The sequence below is a fragment of the Acinetobacter sp. ANC 3882 genome (genome assembly GCF_022549545.1).
In the GTDB taxonomy this organism is placed as follows: Bacteria; Pseudomonadota; Gammaproteobacteria; order Pseudomonadales; family Moraxellaceae; genus Acinetobacter.
The window spans coordinates 389,893-408,017 of record NZ_JAKZGB010000001.1; the positions used below are offsets into that span (position 1 = coordinate 389,893).

Consider the following 18,125-nt stretch of genomic DNA (forward strand, 5'->3'; position numbering starts at 1 on the left):
AGACAATAAAAAAACCTCAACAAAAGTTGAGGTTTTTTTATTAAATCTTAAACTTAACTCATACTAAGATCTTTAGCCTGCTGGTTTGCTCGTTGCTGCTGTGACGCTTGGTAATGTTCTCCAAACTTGTCATAGAAGGTTTCTCTAAAGCAGTAGTACAGCATTGCCGTTTTTTCTGGCATTGGAATTAAGCGTTGACTCTCATAACAAAGCTCCGCGACCACAGCCGCATAAGGTTTCACCGTATGATCTGGCTCACCCACAATCTTTTTCGCCGCAGAGTTTTCAAAGATATAAAAGCTGAGTAAACGAATAGTCGGACGTAAAAAGCCTTTACCAAAAACAGATTTATCCCCAAATAACAAATGCCAACCTAAATCATTGTCATCGCCATCGTAGTACCGCCCTAAACGATCTCGTTTTCCTTCATAAATCTCGGTATAACCGACATCTTTACCATCTATGCCCACAATTAATAAACGATGATGATCATCTGCCAACATCTTGTCGAAATAAACTTGTAAATCAAGTTCAGATTTATTGAGCTGCCATTGTGGAATTACATGCGGTTCATGCATCCATTGATGTAATAACGGAATGTCTTGTGGGTATTGTACTTGGCGTAAATAATATTGTGTCCCATCTTCATAGTATTCAAAATAATCGGGGAGTTTTTGTGACAATGTAAGCATTGAGAGATCCTTGCTTTTATTAACAGATGATAATGATAATCAATTTTATTAAAGTAAAAAGTTTATTTTTCTTATTTTTTGTTAATTGTTTCACGGCGAGTAAAATTCAATTGAAAATAGAACCTTTCTCAAGGTAATGCTTTAGTTGATATATTCGACAATGGTGAAAATTAAGGCACAGATGATAGAGCCTAACCAAATGAAGATAAGAGCTCCCTTCAACAAGTAAAAGCTAATCACTTGTATAAAGAACGCGGTTGGTATTATTATAAATAACCAGGTTAAGGGGCCAACCGATGTGCCTTCATAAAGGCGGTTCATCACAAATGAAAGTCCTAAAAATATAACGGTCACACATGACATAGCCGTTTTTCGACTTGCATTTAACCATTGATATTGAAGTTGCTTTTGTCCAAATTGGCTTAGCATGCAGCATTGTATTAGAGCAGCAATCGCCCAAAATAATGCTGCTAAACTCATTTGGTCTCTCCATTAGAGAAAAATTTATTGTAATAAAAATAGCTGGCTCCGAAATACATCAATCCAATAAATATAAAGGTAAGATCAACACCTGCAAGCGACCATTGCCTGTGAGTTAAGCTATTGAATAACGATGCTTCGGGAACTGTAATGAAAGTACTGATTGGGATCATGAACAAAAGCAATGCAGTACTTAGAAGGAAGAATAAAATAGCTTTATGCACCCTACAGACTAAGCCAATACCAAAACCCAGTAACCACGCAAAATAGAATGCCATGACTTCATAACGACTTCGAGCTTCAAATGTTGCAGCGAATAGCCGACCAATCAATAGATAAGTAACCACAGCAAAAGGCAGTCCTAGAAAGGTAAAAAGATTTAACTGTTGTACCAGTTTATAACTAAATTGGCTCTGTTGTTTGATCCGTTTTTTCTGCCACAACAAAGCGCCCGCTGCCAACATGACACATCCGATCATACCAAGACAAGCCAAAATAAAACGCATCCACATAGATGAGAAATATCCCAGATGAATCCCGTAAGTTGATGAGGCCAATTGAGCAATCGCACTTAGATTTCTCGGCTGATCAAGTGGTTCAGCTGTATTGGCAGCAAAAATATATTGCGGCGTATTTAATGTAATAATATTTTTATAGTTATATTCAAATGTAATGATTGCATCAGGCGTATTCGGCTTTTGGACCTCAAATTTATCTAAAACCGCTCCTGTTGGTGTCCGCTCTGGCAATTGTTCTATAAATTTTTTAAATGGTCGCATCGTCTCTGCAGAAGACTCTAATTTGGACTTTGCTCTTTCTAAAAACTGCATTTCATTATAGAACTGAGGGATTCCTGCCTCGCCATAATGTTTTGACAGCCCCCAAGGTAAAACTAAATAGAACAAGATCAGTAACCCAGTAAATCCCATCACCAAATAGAAAGGAAATGTAATCACCCCAGTTATATGATGCAGGTCAAGTAAAGAACGTTGACCTTTATATGCTCTAAAAACAAAAAACTCTTTAAGAATTTTTTTATGCGTAATAATGCCCGTAATGAGACTAATTAAAAAAATGATCGCAATGATTGCAACAACAGAACTACCCAGCTTGCTCGGCAAAGGATACAAGGTATAGTGCAATTTGAAAAAGAAATCACCACCCAAAGTATCACGCACTGGGGTTAATAACTCGCCTGTTATTGGATTTTGTAATTGTTGATGCTTTCCTTCTTTGTCCTGCCATTGCAGTAAATTAACAGGCATACGTTCATTCGCAACTGTTACACGCCAACGTTTCGCATCAAATGCGTGCAGATTTAAATAGTCGAAAGCGGTTTGAGCTGACTGTTGTGTTGAAGGAATATATTGGATTTTGCTAATCGCTTCAGGCTGAGCCCAAACATTTAGTTCAGTTCGAAAATAAGCAATTGATCCCGTTAAAAATATAAAAAATATCCCCCATAAAACAACGATGCCAAACCAGCTATGTAGGACGGCTTGTATCTGACGAAAATTCATTTCAAACAATTCCTTGTTTGCTGAATAACCAATAGCCTAACAGCAAAACCAAACCTAGACTATTTATTGTCCAAAACCAAAGTTTAGAAATGACTGCACTGATAAAAATGACATAAAAGATAAAAAAGATAAAACTAAGAAAAACGGCAAAATAGACATTTTCTGCTTTAGCAAATGGAAGCCAATCCGCTAAAACCAGACTCAACCAAGAACTATAACAATAGGCAGCAAAACAGATGAAAAACACTCTGCGATAAGTAAAGTTAAATTTTTCTGGTTTTTCTAACTGACTCATCTGCAACGCCTTGAGATTTCAAAACAGAAAAGGTAAAGAAATATCCATATTAATACAGATATTTCTTTACGCTATACGTTTTAATAATTAATCGTATAGCTTAGTCCGTAAGTACGTCCTTCAGCAGGAAGGCTAGAAAGTTTTGCGTACGTAATGGCCGATTGCTGACTATAAACTGTACGGTAATCTTTATTCCATACATTAAACACGCCAAAGTCTACACGCCCTTTCCCAGCAGGAAAATGAGTTAATACATCCATTGTTGTATAACCTTTGATATCAGCAGCCTTATTCGGTACAACATTATTATTATTCACGGCAAACTGATCATCTTTAAATGCTTCATCCGTTCCTTTCACTGCTAAAGCTTGTACACGTACACCATACCCCTCATCATTATCCCACTCAGCAAATACGGTACCTTTGGTTGGAGAAACTTGAAAAGCATTTAGCTCTCGCCATTTACCAGCACCATCTTTATATTGCCCGCGTGTATAGCCTAAAGTTCCACCAACTTTAAAGCTCTCCATAAATGGATAACTTGCAGTCAACTCTGTACCATAAACACGTTGATCGGTATCTGCTAAACTTGCTGAACGATCCGCACTAAATTGTACGACTTTATCTGATGTATTATAGAAGCCTGTAATACCCAGATTAAGGCCTTGATCCTCTTGTAAGCGCCAACCTAGTTCATAACTATTCACTGCAATTGGCTCAATATTTGCTGATGAAACACTTACAATTGCAACATCACGCAACATGCGTTGTACATCTGGATAACTAAACCCTTGTGAAAAATTAGCAAAGACTTGCTGAACATCTGTGAGTTTATAAACTGCACCAAGATTAAATAAGACCTTACTATCACTTGTCGAATCACTTGGGGCAAGGGTTAAATCTGCACTCTGCCCTTGTGCAGCACGCTGCCCCTGTCTCGCTGGAAGATATGCATCCGTCTCTGCCTTGATATATTGATAACGAGCACCAGCCTGAATATTTAAACGATCAGTTAACGCTAGGTCACTTTGTAAAAAAGCACCAAGGTTTTGAATCGTCGTATCAGGACCAGCGCCATAGCTTTTGCCTGTATCTGTATAAGTTAGACCATTATTTGAAGCATTCAGTAAATCATAGAACTGACTATCTTTTTCATGATCATAATCCACACCATACGTGAGCTTCAATTGACGGTCAGCAACTGTGAGATCTTTTTGAAGTGTTGAACGTAATCCTGCAACTTCCACATTCGATTCAGATTGGCTTGCAAAATTGCTCAATGCATATACAGGGAAGAAACGTGCTTTTTCTTTACGATAATAAGCTTCTAAGTTTAGTGTCTGTCCTAAAACATCTTTATTTTGGTATTGAGAATTTACCAAATAACGCTCAGTAAATGGTTGATTATCAAGTTTTAGCCCTTTAATCGCTTTATACGAGGGGTTATTCACGACATCGCCCGTATAATCACGGCCATATTCGGTATCTTGTTTATCTTTATAATATTGAGCACCGAAACTTAATGTTTGATTATCGGTTAAATCAAAGTTTAAACGTCCATTGACATCAATGGTATCGGTATCTTCACGACTTGTTTGGTATGGATCAGTAGCAATACGGTCGCCATGACCATCAAATTGTGAACCACGACTAGTAAAGTTTGCGCCTAAGGAGCCATTTATATTGTCTTTATTGAATGAAACAGATTGACCAACTTCATAGGCTAAACCATCTCCTCTAAATGTATCAGAAGAGGTAATTCCTAATTTAGTTTCAAAGCTTAAAGGTTTTGAAGCATCACCACGTTTGGTAATGATATTGATAATACCACCCGTTGCACCTGATCCATAAATACTTGTAGCACCTGAAATAACCTCAATACGCTCAATCATACTTGGGCTAATACTATTCAGCTGACGAGCAACATCACGTGAACCCGTTTGTGATACGCCATCAATCATAACCAAGACATTACGACCTCGCATGGTTTGACCGTAGTTACTGGTTGTACCACTGCTTGGTGCTAGAGAAGGAACAAGTTGCGCTAAAATATCTGCAACCTTGCGACCTGCTCCACTTTGTTGTTCGATTTGCTTCTGCTCAATAGTTTGGACAGTCCCTGCAATTTCAGCAATATTTTTTGGTGTCCGTGTCGCTGTTACAACAATCTTTTCTAATTGTGTCACTGGCTTTTGTACCGATTCACCTGTGACAGCTACGTTTCCTGAAACAGTTTCTTCTGCATAAGCTTGCTGTGCAAACATTGCCATGACAGCGAGACAACACGGTGTCATTTTAAAAAGTACTTGTTTTGCTCTAAACTCATTATTGACTTTCATTTTCTCGTTTCTCCAGAGCCCTAATATCACTCAAAAAATATCCAAAAGGCAGGCCATCATACTAAATTTAAACTTTGATGAGAATGATTTCTATTAAAAATAATATTCCTCTATCCTCTCATGAATAAAAAAATTGTCTTTCTTGTTTTTTTCCGCCTGTTCGAGTTGTTGGAACTGCTCCAAATACTGATGAGCGATATCTTTTTTTAAAACAAAAACGCCATCTGCATCAGCAATTAATAAATCCCCTGATCGTACTTCAAATGCATTGATAGAAATTTCTGTATCTATTTCAACAAGGCTTTCGCCTTCATTTCGAGTCGTCAGGCAACTGATCGCATGTGCAAAAACAGGTAGTTTCAATTTCAATAATGCCTGACGGTCAGTAATCGCTCCCAATACCACAACACCAGCTAGACCACAATGAATCGCCGCCACACTTCTTTGCTCTCCCCAACAGGCACGTTGTAAATCAAATCTGGCATCAATAATAAGCACTTCGTTTGGTTGACAACTCATGAGTACCTCCCTTAAGTTGCTTGCATTCTTTGACTCAAGCCTTGCTGTTCTTACAATGCCAACGACGCGTTGCTCAGGTGACATTGGAAAAACATGCGGGATATGCCCAACATCTAATACATGGCCAATTGTCGATGTCGCAATTTCTTTGTAAGCTGCGACAAGTTCTTCTGAGCGATCAATTTGATTCATAATTTATTCTCTTTTAAATCTTTTACCTGCAGAGGGCAATTACTACATAATTTTTGCTCAGCTTGCTCCAACTGAAAATAAAAGCAGCACTTTTTTCTCATATAGGTTTTAAATTCAGGATGCCAGTTATTCCAAAGTTGTAGAAAAGGGTTTTCAGTCAAATTAAAACTGCTGGCCGATCTTGATCTGAGTAAACACTGCTGTTGTTGCAAACGATCTTGCATCTCTTTCGTCAAATTTTGTTGAGCCAAAGAACGATAGAGCTGCACGACTCGAACAGCTGCATTTTCCCAAAGTAATGCATAGGGTACCCGCCCAACTCTGGCAATTTTTATAAATAGCAAATTAAAATACGTCAACATGCTTTCAATATCTTTCAGCGTCATGATTTGAAGAGATAATGATTTTGAATCAACCAATTGTAATGTTCTGTCCCAATACCAACCTTCTGGTAAATTGACTGCCAAGGCAGAGCTTTGCCATTTCACAAATGGCACAGCAGCTGCCTGACAATACAAAAAAGGCAAAATCCAAATGGTTGACCAATATTTAATAAAAAGTGAACTCGCACAGGTTAAGTTCTTAGCATGAATACGTGTAGCAAAATCATGCAGAATTTCTTGACAGACAGACTCATCAAGTAATTCAGCCAGCTGTATATGATTCGTGTCCAGACATCGAATCTCTAAGTTCATCTGCTGCTGTATCACAGCAAATGAACTTGCTAACTCTGCTTGAAAATGACTACACATATTCATCAGCGATTAATCTCTATCGGCTGAGATTTGCCATAATGGGTTTTGGGTTTCCCCTATCCCAGATGGCATACTACCAATGCGTGTATCCTGCTCCAGTAATGGTCTAAGTAACTGCTTATAAGGCCACTGGGGCGACTCAAATAATAAGCTCTGTAATTGACTTTGGATCTCAGGTGGGAAATCTAACTTCGCGAGTACATCTTGCAACTGCTCCGCCAGTACGCGCCAAAGTTCTAGTTCTACAATTTGGTAATGCTTTGCCAAAGTATCAACAATACAACCCAAATTAACCTGTATACCTAAAGTCTGGATATAAAACAGTAACGCTTCAACCGAATCATGATAAAGCGTATTTCTAAAATCATGGGGACTTAAATAGTCAGGATCATGCAAACCATTTTGAAGAACCCAAGGCAAATAAATACGCAAGGAATCATGATCTCTAAACATCAGACCATCAAATTGTCCATCTTTAAGTACTAAACATAAGTTTTGCCCGTGGATTTCTCCCATTAGGCCTAAACGAAACAAACGTAAGTTCACCTCAAAAAAGCATGAACATAATCGTGCAAACTGATTCAGAACATGTTCAGGGCTATTCTCGATTTGCTGGTATTGCAGAATATAATCAAAAACTGCAGGTTGACCTTGAATCTTATGACCCAAACTCGCCATTGGAATCAGTTGGTAAGGTTGCTGTAATAATTCCACAGGAATATGACGGCGTTGGGCAGCTAAATGCGTTGGTTTTTCCACAAATAACCATTCATTATCAGCCGTTCTGTCCTGTTGCTTTTCAGGTAAATAAGACCACCATTGTGTTTCTTCACAGAGCCATAATTTTTGTTGCAATACAGGATCTATTTGCTGTGCTTGCTGTAACAATTTTTGGTTCTTTTCCCCATTAATCATCTTCACGATAGGCAAGAAACGCAATGAACCAAGTGCCTTAATCCCAATGGGCAATTTCAGACTTTCTTGTGGAATTTCTTCAGACAGTAAACTACGCATTGAAGCACTGGCATACATGCCTTTTGAGATGAAATTCAAAGGCTGACAAATACCAGCTGTGACATCATCCGCATAAAATTGATCAAATAAATGTTGGTATTGCCAAGGATGTACTGGCATCGCAATATGAGTTTCGCTTAACCCACGCTGAAACATTTCCTGCTTTAATTGATGCCGTTCAGTACGGTTAATAAAAATCTGGCTGGGTTGCTGGGTAAAAATGTCATCTACCCCAGCACCAAACATCATTTTATCTTTATGCACAGCAACCCAATGGATACTGAGTTCGTGTGCAAATTCTGGACAATACTGCACATATTCCTGCTGGCTCAATCCTTCCTTAAGCTTAGACAAAGGATGATATGGCCGGTCACGATACCCCGCGTACTGCTCTAAAATACGAAAGACTTGTGCCGAATTCTGATTAATCAAATCATGAGCATTAACTTGATGCTGTGATAACAAGCTATATTGTTTTAAGCATTTTTGGATCTGGTTTGCAAAGCCTTGTAGCTTATCTGCATGACAGTGCTTAAATAGCCCAGCGTTTTGCAGATACTCAAACAATTCGAATAACTCAATCGAATTGTTCTGAACTTGATCATGGCTTCGGTCTAATAACAGGATTTCAGAGTCCGCATCAAAACACCATGCTTGAGCAATGCCTTTTTTTACAGCAAAGATCACTAAACGTTGCTGATTTTGCTCAGGCAGCAATACAAAGTATTGCTGATCAGAGCCGATTTCAGGCTGATTTTTCAAATCATAATCATATTGATACAACTCAGCTTGAGCTGCTGTTGAATTCATGATTGCTGACTCAGGAATCAATGTCTCAACCAGAAGCGCATTCACAAAGTCCTGTAAAATCGTTCGGTCTACCAATTGATAAACAGGTTGAAGTGCATTCATAACTAACCTCACTTCACCTTAGCTTTAAAAGGTGCTAATGGGTTATCGACAAATTTGATTTGGATACGACCATCACCAAATAAGCGACGTTTAGTTAACGACTCAATGCGCAACGTCTCGGCAAACACATCAAAGATTTGATAACGCTCCTGATGTTCAGGATGCTGTAGTTGATAATCTTGAATCACCTCTGCAGCCCATTTCCAAAAATCCTGTTCGACTAGATTGCTATTTTGATTGAGAAAAATCGCAATATCAGTCAAAGCGACAAAGAACAGACAAGCACAACTAAAATCACGGATTCCATTCAAATCATCCGTCAAAATAAATGACATACTATTGGTTTTAGCATGTTCTGGCGGTAACTGATCTAGCTCAGGTGCTAATTCTGGATGTGTTAAATGTGCAGGGCTATAACGCACACCATCATGGAAATCTTTTAACAGAATACGTGTTGGCCAACCTTGTTTGTGCACCAAAATAATATTCTGACCGTGGGATTCGGTTGCAATACCTTCTGCAAAAAGCAAATGGATCAGTGGTGTAATCACAACTTTCAGCAACTGGCGTGTCCATTGTTCAACCCCATATTGCTGTAACCATGGTGCAATCAAGGCTTGCCCATCTTTTTGGATGTGACTGACCCCATTCAATGGAATGGCATCTTCACCTTCTCGTAAATATTGATGTACGCTTTCACGCCATAAACAACCAATCGTGCCATAAGCCTGCTGCGCATGCGACGTTGGCAAGCGGGTAAAGTCCACGCTCAAACCATATACTTCACGTAGCACTGCAAAATCTAATTGTTTAGCAGTTTCACTTTGATCGATCAAACTTTGCAGCCAGTCGGTAATGATTGGGCCATTCATGACTGTGTGTTTAGCCAAAACTCTTGAGCTAGATGTATTGGTCAAACTCATCGAAAGTTTGATATAAGGTTTTTCTGGATGCTGTAAATTGGTCACAGTTCGCAAAGATTGTTGAGCCAAATAGCGATCCTGACTTTGTCCTAAATAAATAATTTTCTGGTCTGCGATTTCTTCAGCAAAAATTGAAATTAAATGGTTTTCCCATTGCCACGGATGAACAGGAATCCAAACGTATTGATCTGTATCAATCTCTTGTTTGGCGAGATACTGTTGAAATCTTTCTAAATCCTGCGCATTTAATTGTTGTTCAAAAAACGGCTTTGCTTCGATACTGTTTGAATAATTTTCTGCAACAATAGACTTGTCTACCGCCAACCAAACCAAAGCGATAGGCTGTGCAAACTCTACACCATAGCGAACATTATCTTGCAAACTAAAGCCAACACGAGACTTATAGCAAGGATGATATGGATGGCCATCCATTAAATATGATTCTAAAATATCATATGGATATTGAATGGCAGGCAAAGAATAGTTTTCAAAGCACACCTGTGACTGTAGGTCATGAATATAGGTTCGCTTTAATTCAAAAATAAAATCTTCAACCTTTGCAGCATCAGCAATTAATCTCAAGATTTCATCAATCACTTGATTTAAACGTGCTGGTTGCTGCTTGCCATGTTCATCCTGACGTAATACATCCTGATCACGAGCCAGTCGAACCAACTTATAACTGTATTGTCTCTGACCTGGTGCAATATATCGAATCTTGTGCTGTTGTCGATCTTGTACCTCGACCACAAAACTTTGCCCATCATGATCAGCAGAAATAATCTCTTCAAAAATGAGCGCTTGCAGTAATTGTTTAATTACACGTTGCTCAACCTGTTTTACTTGATCAGATTGTGGTTTTTGCCATGCATCAAAGGTATTTTGAATAATGTGTGTATTTGATAAAACTGGGTGTAATTGTCCCATGATGATAATCCTATTTATTTAATTCATTGATTTTGTGCTGATCTGGAAAGCGCCATGCATAAGGCAAAGCGCACAATATAAGTAAAGTACAGAAGATAAAGATTTCCTGAATTCCCTTGAATGAATCCAGCTCAGGGGCAGCACTCGTCTGAAAAATATCTTCGCGTAATTGCAGGTATAAAGCGGCCAGAACCACAGCAACAGCAGCAAAAAGGCGACGGCAAAGGTTGTTTAAGGCCGCCGCTTGTGTCACCAGATGCTGCTGCTGTTGACGCAAACTATTTAGACCAGCTGTGGTAGATGGCATATAAGACAATCCCATACCAAAACCATGCAGCACCATACAAAAAATAATGAACCAAACATTTTGCACTGGTGCCCATGCCAGTAAGGCAAATGACAATGCTGTGATAATCATGCCGAGACTCATTAATTTTGCTGCGCCGTACCGATCCAGATATCTGCCCGCAGGCTGGCTACATAATCCAGTGACCAAAGCACTGCTCATGAGCGCAAAGCCTGTCCATAGCGGGCTAAATTTCAAGCTGTGCTGTATCCATAAAGGAATCAACAACATTCCAATAAACAAACCGACGGTTTGAGCAACACAGATCATCAAACTGAAGCGAAATCCTTGCGATGCAAACAATGCTGGTTCAATTAAAGGATGGGATTGATGTTTCTGACGTCTGAAAAACTGCCAGAATGTCAAAGCAGTGATGCCAAGCAAGAGCCAATAGACAGGCTGATACAAATCTTCGAGGCGATGGATCTGGCTTAATGTGCCCAAAAGCAAAATAATGCTGATGCTTAAGTAGATAAACCCCGCCCAGTCAAAAGACTGATTTACATCTGCTTGTTCTTTAGGTAGGTAGATATATCCCAATACCAATGCGATACAAGCAATCGGAAGGTTGATAAAAAACAAAGCTTGCCAGTCGAACCAAACCAGAACCAAAGCACCCAACATTGGACCAATTGCCAATGTCAGCATAATCATGGCACCCCATAATCCTGTAGTACTGCCACGCTGTTCACTTCGGGTAACGGAAAAGATCAACCCCAAAGACAATGGAATCATCAAACCACTACAAAAGCCCTGTAAAGCTCTGGCTATAAGAACAGACTCAAATTGATTGAATAATCCGCCTGTTATAGATGCCAACGCAAAACAAAATAAGGCTGTCAGATAGGTTTCACGTTTTCCAAAACGCTGACTGAAATAACCAGCAAGTGGCAAACTAATGCTCATTGCCAATAAAAATGCAACGACAACCCAACTCGCCCAAATTTCACCAATTTGGAAATATTGCATCAGTTGAGGTATTGCTGGATTGAAACTACTATTGTTTAAACTTACTGTCCCAGTACCTAACATGACTGTAAGTAAAACATAACGCTGCAATCCAACTTGTACAGACTGAGCTGATGGTACAGAAGACCGTTCCATGCGCGTTTCCTCTGTATAACTTAATCAATATGCTCTGACAGTTTATGTTGGGAGTAAAAACCTGCTGATGTAGGTCGAAGTTGTCCAGGCTTCTGTACAACACGAGATAACCCTGAAGCAGCGAGCTGAGCATGATTTCGGGCAGTTTGATCAGAATGAGCTGATTGAACAACACCAAAATGTTGATAGGATTGAGTATGGTCAAGTTTAAATAGCTCTTCGCCTAAGAGCTGATTTGCAATAGTTGCCGCACGATGTGCTCCTAAACCTAAATCAGGTGTTCCTACGCCATGATGAAAAACTTCCATATTTTGTAGGAAGATTCGACCATCACCCTGATAATTCACCTCAAAATGAACATTGACCTGCCAACGTTCAGCTCGATCAAGTGGAATCAGTGATTGTAAATTCTGCAAGAAAGTTGGTTTAGGATAACGATAACCCGTCGCTCCAATCACACAATCAGCATCGATTTGATAACTTTCACCTTGCTGACTCTGATTAAAACGCAAACGAATTTTCTGATTTTCCAACACTTCTGCATGCTGTAATTGATGATGACCAGCCAACATTACATCTGTTTTATTATCACCAATACTTCGGTGATATAAGCGCTCATAAATATCACGGATCGTTTTACTACTGATCCCCTTATATAAATTCGCTTGTTGTACAGGTAACTCTGCCTTTAAAGAGGCAGGTAAATGATGGAAATAGTGCATGTAGTCAGGACTAAAGTGCTCTAGCCCTAATGGTGTGTTCTCCATTGGGAAGAACCCAGCAGATCGCGTTAACCAGTGTAAATTAAAGTCTGGAGTTGCCTGTTTTTGAGCATACTGACGATCAAATAAATCTAGAAAAATTTCAGCAGCAGACTGGCCTGAGCCAATTAATACCACATTTCCTTTTAATTTCTCAGGACAATTTTTTAGATATTCAGCAGAATGCAAACACTGTGTAGTTTTGGAATAAACGTGCTGTAGGCTTTCAGGTAAATGCGGTACTGTACCTATGCCCAACACAAGCTGGCGCGCTCGATGAATTTGCTTCTCGCCGTTTGAGAAGATTACAACCTCAAAGCCACCTTTAATTGCCTGTACATCAAGCACTTGACTATTAAATTGAATGTTGTCGAGTTGCTGAACAACCCACTGACAGTAGTGGTTATATTCTTGACGCGGAATAAATAGATTTTCACGGAAGTAAAATTTATATAAACGCTGATGATGCTTCAAATAATTCAGAAAACTATAGGGACTTGTCGGCTCAACCAAACTTACAAGATCTGCCATAAACGGTACTTGTAGCAAGGCGTTGGGTAATTGCATCCCCGCATGCCAATCAAAGTTCTCTTTTTGCTCAAAGAATTGATATTTAAGATTACTTTTATCTTGCAATAAACTCGCAAGGCTTAAATTAAAGGGTCCTAGCCCAACACCAATAAAATCAAGCATAGCTCACATCCTTCTGCTCAATAAACAGAGGATTTTGCAGTTGGACATAAACAGATTGATGCTCAACAGGTGCAATTAACTCATCCAGCTCATGCAGACGTGTGAGTAAGTTTCCTTTATAGGGCAAGGTTTCGTTAAACAATAAACCTTGTAATAAAGTACTATCAGGATATTGCTGTAACTGCTCTTGTAAAAAGCCTTTTAAATGTTCAAGCAATTCATCTTCAGTGATATAGCCTGTTGCCCCAATCGCATTGATAATGCCAAATAGCGTATTTCCAAAGAAATAGTAGCTAAAACGTTCATCTACAAAATCTTTAGGACCCACAGCAAATGCTTTCTCTTTCAACTCAGGCAATGCTTTTAAAATTTCTGTGGCAAATTCTTCAATATAATAAAAACCCTGGTTGTCACGCAGCCATAAAGTTTTTGGAAAATGATTTTCAAGTTCCACCAATACATTTTGTTGATGTGATTCAAATGCCATACCGTAACGATGGTAGAGATACATCAACGGTTGCAAGCTCACTTCGAGGAAGCGGTTAAACCAATCTAGGGCGATCTCTGAAAAGTCCGTACTAGGATTCGTTTTGGCAATTTTTGCAAACAATGCATTGAATCGATTTAAAGCTTTACTTGGATGATCCTGACATAAGGATGCAATACAAGTCACTTGCTGCTGCGGGTTAAATGGCTGATCTCGGAAAATGCAGATACTTTCGTTTATCACTTCATTGTCAATGTTTAAAGCCATCCACGCTGGGTCATTCACAGCCTTTAAGCTTGGACATTGTTTTAAAATATTCTGACCAAACTCACTATGCCAAAGTCGGTGTGTAAGTTCACCACGATGACATTCTTTTGCCAAGTTTACGCGGATTGAATTGGTAATCATCACGGAAAGAGAGGGTTTTACCATCCACGGCGCATTAAAACTCGCCAAAGTACGAATAGAGGTCGTAGGGGCGAATTGCCAACCACGTAAGCCCAAATCAATGAGCTGACCAGTTTGCTTTAAACGTTCAAACCATGGTTTGCTTTGTAAATAACGTGCCTGCCAAGGATGTAAAGGCAGTAGTTTATATTCCGTATGCGTCTTTAATAGATTGAGATCACTTTCAGACAAATACCATTGCAAGGCAGTTTTAAGCTGTACAGAAATATCTTCATCTGTGGCACTGCCCTCTGAAATATAATCTTGATGTACAAACCAATAATGTAGTTGCGTTTGACCTTTATGTTCAGGAGAAAATTTCAACCAATCTTCGTGTACAAAACCAGTTCTGCTTTTCGGTGCGGGGTGCATGCTATGACCGAGGATTAAAGCTTGCTCTGTTTCTATAAAATTCTGACCTGCTTTCACCAAGTCATCAAAATCAGCTTCTCGCTGTACTAAAAACTGTTGTAATGCATCGCGACTTTGAATCCACTTTTCGACTAAAGAAGCCGCATCCAATGGGACATCGGACTCAAAAATAAGCTCTTCTAGCAAAAGACCAACGATTGCAACTGGACTAAATGTTTTGATTTGACCTTGGAGAACAATTTGAGGGAGAGCTGCTAAACGATGCCGCCCAACTCGGCTGACATAGGATAATGGGAAATAGCATTGTGCTTGAATAGAATGAATCGGGATTGATAACAGCGTCAAACCTTGGCTAAACGCTTGTTGTTGTGGACTTTGCTGATTATTATCTAGCAAGTGACCTTTGCCAGTTTCTTGCGTATATGCATTGACGAAATGTTGTATCGCCAACCGATTGGCAAGTGATTGCATCTGACGGTATCCTCTTATCGAGAGAGTTAATTTATTTTTCGGAATGTTTTGGCCATAAACATGACTTAACCGTAATTTGATTTAAGATTAAGACGCAAATAATGATAATTATTATCATTTATATTTTCAATTCCATAAGAGAACTTGAAAATGCGGGCCCAATCTATTGAATTATCTGGTTTTAAACGTGATGATTGATCGAGTGAGATACAAAAAGACAATAATCATTCTCATTAAATAAAATGATAATTTCCCAATTACCAATAGTTTTTATAGATTTTAAAAAGATAGAAATAACAATAATTTATATAAAAAGGCACATAATAGCTTCTTTTTAGTCCAAAACATCAAAAAAACTTGCACCCAGCAATTTTGCAAGTTGTTGTGGATCTAAACCAATGTCCAGCCCTCTTTTACCACCGCTGACATAAATTTTATCAAATGATTTGGCTGTCGCATCAATCACTGTTTTGAGACGTTTCTTCTGCCCTAATGGGCTAATTCCTCCAACCAAATAGCCAGTTAAACGCTCAGCGTCTTTCGGGTTTGCCATTTGTAATTTCTTGCAACCCACTGCTGCTGCAACTTTTTTTAGATTGAGTTGATGATTTACAGGCAAAATTGCGATGAAATAATTTTTTTCATCTGTCACCATCAAGGTTTTGAATACTTCTTCAACATTTAAGTTCAACTTTTCTGCAGCTTCTAGCCCGAAACTTTTTGCATTTACATCATGTTCGTACTCATGAATCGAGAATGCTATTTTATTTTTTTCCAATAGTTTACAAGCAGGTGTCATATCAATTCAGTATTTTTGGTTTAGGAATAAAAGTGGGATAAGTGTAGCATTTAAAAATTAAAGATTAAATTTGCTTAGGCTATTTTAGATATAAATATCTCCTTGATAAATGCTGTACCAACCTCATATATTGGCTAAGGTGAAACAAACAGGCTCAATTCTTATATGAGTTATAAGCATAATAATTTAATGGCCATGCGTCAGAATTATTGGGATGATGAGTCATCCAGTACCATACAAGCTGAAAAACAATTTCTAAGAGAAATGTTGGTTGCTGAAGGCATTTTCAAGGATGCGACTTTAGACGACACTAAGTATTTTTTCTTTACACTGCCCAGTATTATTATTGTCAAAGCTTACTCAGTCGGCTTTCACCATAGTGAAGTCAAACGAATGTTAGTGAAGCATATTCATAGCAATCGAGCAGCCTTGATAAGAAAATCTTCACTCAAAATTCAGTTTAAAATTTAGGACATATGTATAGTAAATCTCAAGTAAATGCCAAATATTTACTTAGGCTATTTTAATATCATGGCCCTTTTTCACAAATTTAGACTGATAATTCAAGAGATTGAACTATTTTAATACGTTCAAAAGTTGTAATATCCGCTACAATTCAAGTCTCGGCTTTTAACTCTCCGGTTTCAGCATAGGATTTTTCTTTCATGTCAGATCAGAACGATAAGCTTAAGAATCTAAAAACCTCATCGGTGGATCGTCGCTTATCTATTGCAAAAGCTTCTTTACTTGCTGGAACTCGTTGGGCGACTGCAAATGCCACTTCTCTTTTCTCAAGTGAAGAAGAAAAAGAGAAGAAACGTAAAAAAGCCATGGCTGAACAGGCACATTATTTGGTTTCTGAAATAGGGAAATTAAAAGGTTCAATCGTGAAGATTGGACAAATGATGGCTTTATATGGTGAACATTTTTTACCTGAAGAAATTACACAAGCTTTAAATACGCTTAACAATCAAACTGTTGCACTAGCTTGGCCTGCAATCAAAGCACATTTACAAGAACAGTTAGGTTCAAAATTAGATGAGCTCACCATTGATCATGAGCCAATCGGAACAGCTTCACTCGCTCAGGTGCACCGTGCAACACGTAAATCTGATGGTCTAGAGCTAGTACTTAAAATTCAATATCCAGGTGTTGCCGAAGCGATTGATTCAGACATGAATCTTTTTAAAAACATGCTGAAATTGACACGTATGGTGCCGCAAACTCGTGAATTTGATCAGTGGTTTGATGAAGTTCGAGAAATGATGCATCGTGAAGTTGACTATGGCATTGAAGCTGCGACCACACGACGTTTTGCTGAACGTTTAAAAGATGATCCGCGTTACATCGTGCCTCAGATTGTTGATGAGTTCTGTGCTGAAAAAATACTGTGCATGACCTTTGAGCGCGGTGTTCCTGTGAATAGTCCCGTCATGCTTTCTCTACCTCAAGAACGTCGTAACCAGTTAGGTGAAGCTTCTTTGGAGATTGCAGTACGTGAATTATTTGAATGGGGCGAAATGCAGACCGATCCGAACTTTGGGAATTACCTCGTTCGTTTAGGTGATGGTAATGACGTGAAAGACAAAATTGTTTTACTCGACTTTGGTGCGATTCGCCAATTCGATAACAATTTACTGACTGTAGCGCGTAACCTTATTCATGCAGGTTATGATCATGACAAAAATGCAATGGTTAAAGCCATGACAGGCTATGAATTCTTCGATGGCATGCCTGAAAGTGTTAAACCTGGTATGGCGGATGTATTCCTGATTGCCACCGAAGCATTTAGCTGCCCAAGCAACAATCCAGATATGCCTGTGGGTATTATGGATGATCAAGACCGCTATGACTGGAAGAAAAGCCAATTACACAGCCGTGTCATGCAGCAAGCAGGACAATCCATGGCTTCTCGCTATTTTTCAGTCCCACCTAAAGAATTTATGTTTATCAGCCGTAAATTCATTGGTGCTTATACTTTCATGACCGTGATTGATGCAAAAACCAATGTCCGCAAAATGATTCCTCAATTTGCTTAATACAGCGATATTTTGAATCTTTTAAAAGACCTGCCCAA

At 38.9% G+C, this 18,125-nt stretch carries 15 protein-coding genes; 2 read left to right on the top strand and 13 right to left on the bottom strand.

What is annotated here, in order from left to right:
• Nucleotides 1-53 precede the first annotated feature (53 nt).
• From MMO42_RS02045 to ybaK, 13 genes are all read right to left on the bottom strand, one after another.
• A complete protein-coding gene (locus MMO42_RS02045; RefSeq protein ID WP_241318996.1) occupies nucleotides 54-692 on the bottom strand; it encodes a GNAT family N-acetyltransferase in 639 nt (212 codons plus the stop codon).
• 141 nt (nucleotides 693-833) lie between these two features.
• Nucleotides 834-1,172 (bottom strand): hypothetical protein, encoded by a 339-nt coding sequence (locus MMO42_RS02050; protein WP_241318997.1) that lies wholly within the window; start codon nucleotides 1,170-1,172, stop codon nucleotides 834-836.
• Nucleotides 1,169-2,692, bottom strand: a complete 1,524-nt coding sequence (locus tag MMO42_RS02055; protein WP_241318998.1) for a PepSY-associated TM helix domain-containing protein — start codon at nucleotides 2,690-2,692, stop codon at nucleotides 1,169-1,171. The genes MMO42_RS02050 and MMO42_RS02055 overlap by 4 nt, the downstream gene beginning before the upstream one ends.
• A gap of 1 nt (nucleotide 2,693) precedes the next feature.
• Entirely contained in the window at nucleotides 2,694-2,987 is a 294-nt protein-coding gene (locus MMO42_RS02060) for a hypothetical protein (protein ID WP_241319000.1), read from the bottom strand.
• 80 nt (nucleotides 2,988-3,067) lie between these two features.
• Entirely contained in the window at nucleotides 3,068-5,326 is a 2,259-nt protein-coding gene (locus MMO42_RS02065; protein ID WP_241319002.1) for a TonB-dependent receptor, read from the bottom strand.
• Nucleotides 5,327-5,419: 93 nt separating this feature from the next.
• Nucleotides 5,420-6,037 (bottom strand): RraA family protein, encoded by a 618-nt coding sequence (locus MMO42_RS02070; RefSeq protein WP_241319003.1) that lies wholly within the window; start codon nucleotides 6,035-6,037, stop codon nucleotides 5,420-5,422.
• Nucleotides 6,034-6,795: a (2Fe-2S)-binding protein gene (locus MMO42_RS02075; RefSeq protein WP_241319004.1), complete on the bottom strand. Its 762-nt coding sequence runs from the start codon at nucleotides 6,793-6,795 to the stop codon at nucleotides 6,034-6,036. Before MMO42_RS02075 ends, MMO42_RS02070 begins: the two co-directional genes overlap by 4 nt.
• A 6-nt stretch (nucleotides 6,796-6,801) precedes the next feature.
• On the bottom strand, nucleotides 6,802-8,718 hold the full coding sequence (locus MMO42_RS02080; protein WP_241319005.1) for an IucA/IucC family protein: 1,917 nt from the start codon (nucleotides 8,716-8,718) through the stop codon (nucleotides 6,802-6,804).
• An 8-nt stretch (nucleotides 8,719-8,726) separates the two neighbouring features.
• A complete protein-coding gene (locus tag MMO42_RS02085; protein ID WP_241319009.1) occupies nucleotides 8,727-10,568 on the bottom strand; it encodes an IucA/IucC family protein in 1,842 nt (613 codons plus the stop codon).
• A 10-nt stretch (nucleotides 10,569-10,578) separates the two neighbouring features.
• Nucleotides 10,579-12,018 carry a DHA2 family efflux MFS transporter permease subunit gene (locus MMO42_RS02090; protein ID WP_241319010.1) on the bottom strand — a complete coding sequence of 480 codons (1,440 nt, stop codon included), beginning with the start codon at nucleotides 12,016-12,018 and terminating at the stop codon, nucleotides 10,579-10,581.
• Nucleotides 12,019-12,038: 20 nt separating this feature from the next.
• Complete coding sequence (locus tag MMO42_RS02095) at nucleotides 12,039-13,472, bottom strand: SidA/IucD/PvdA family monooxygenase (RefSeq protein WP_241319011.1); 1,434 nt, start codon at nucleotides 13,470-13,472, stop codon at nucleotides 12,039-12,041.
• Entirely contained in the window at nucleotides 13,465-15,249 is a 1,785-nt protein-coding gene (locus tag MMO42_RS02100) for an IucA/IucC family protein (RefSeq protein ID WP_241319012.1), read from the bottom strand. Before MMO42_RS02100 ends, MMO42_RS02095 begins: the two co-directional genes overlap by 8 nt.
• Before the next feature lie 334 nt (nucleotides 15,250-15,583).
• A complete protein-coding gene (gene ybaK, locus MMO42_RS02105; RefSeq protein ID WP_241319013.1) occupies nucleotides 15,584-16,048 on the bottom strand; it encodes a Cys-tRNA(Pro) deacylase in 465 nt (154 codons plus the stop codon).
• Between the two features lie 165 nt (nucleotides 16,049-16,213).
• Between ybaK and MMO42_RS02110 the strand changes: the two genes are divergently transcribed.
• Both MMO42_RS02110 and MMO42_RS02115 read left to right on the top strand, forming a co-directional pair.
• On the top strand, nucleotides 16,214-16,519 hold the full coding sequence (locus MMO42_RS02110; protein WP_005152732.1) for a hypothetical protein: 306 nt from the start codon (nucleotides 16,214-16,216) through the stop codon (nucleotides 16,517-16,519).
• 194 nt (nucleotides 16,520-16,713) lie between these two features.
• Entirely contained in the window at nucleotides 16,714-18,087 is a 1,374-nt protein-coding gene (locus MMO42_RS02115) for an AarF/ABC1/UbiB kinase family protein (RefSeq protein ID WP_005293835.1), read from the top strand.
• Nucleotides 18,088-18,125: the final 38 nt, after the last annotated feature.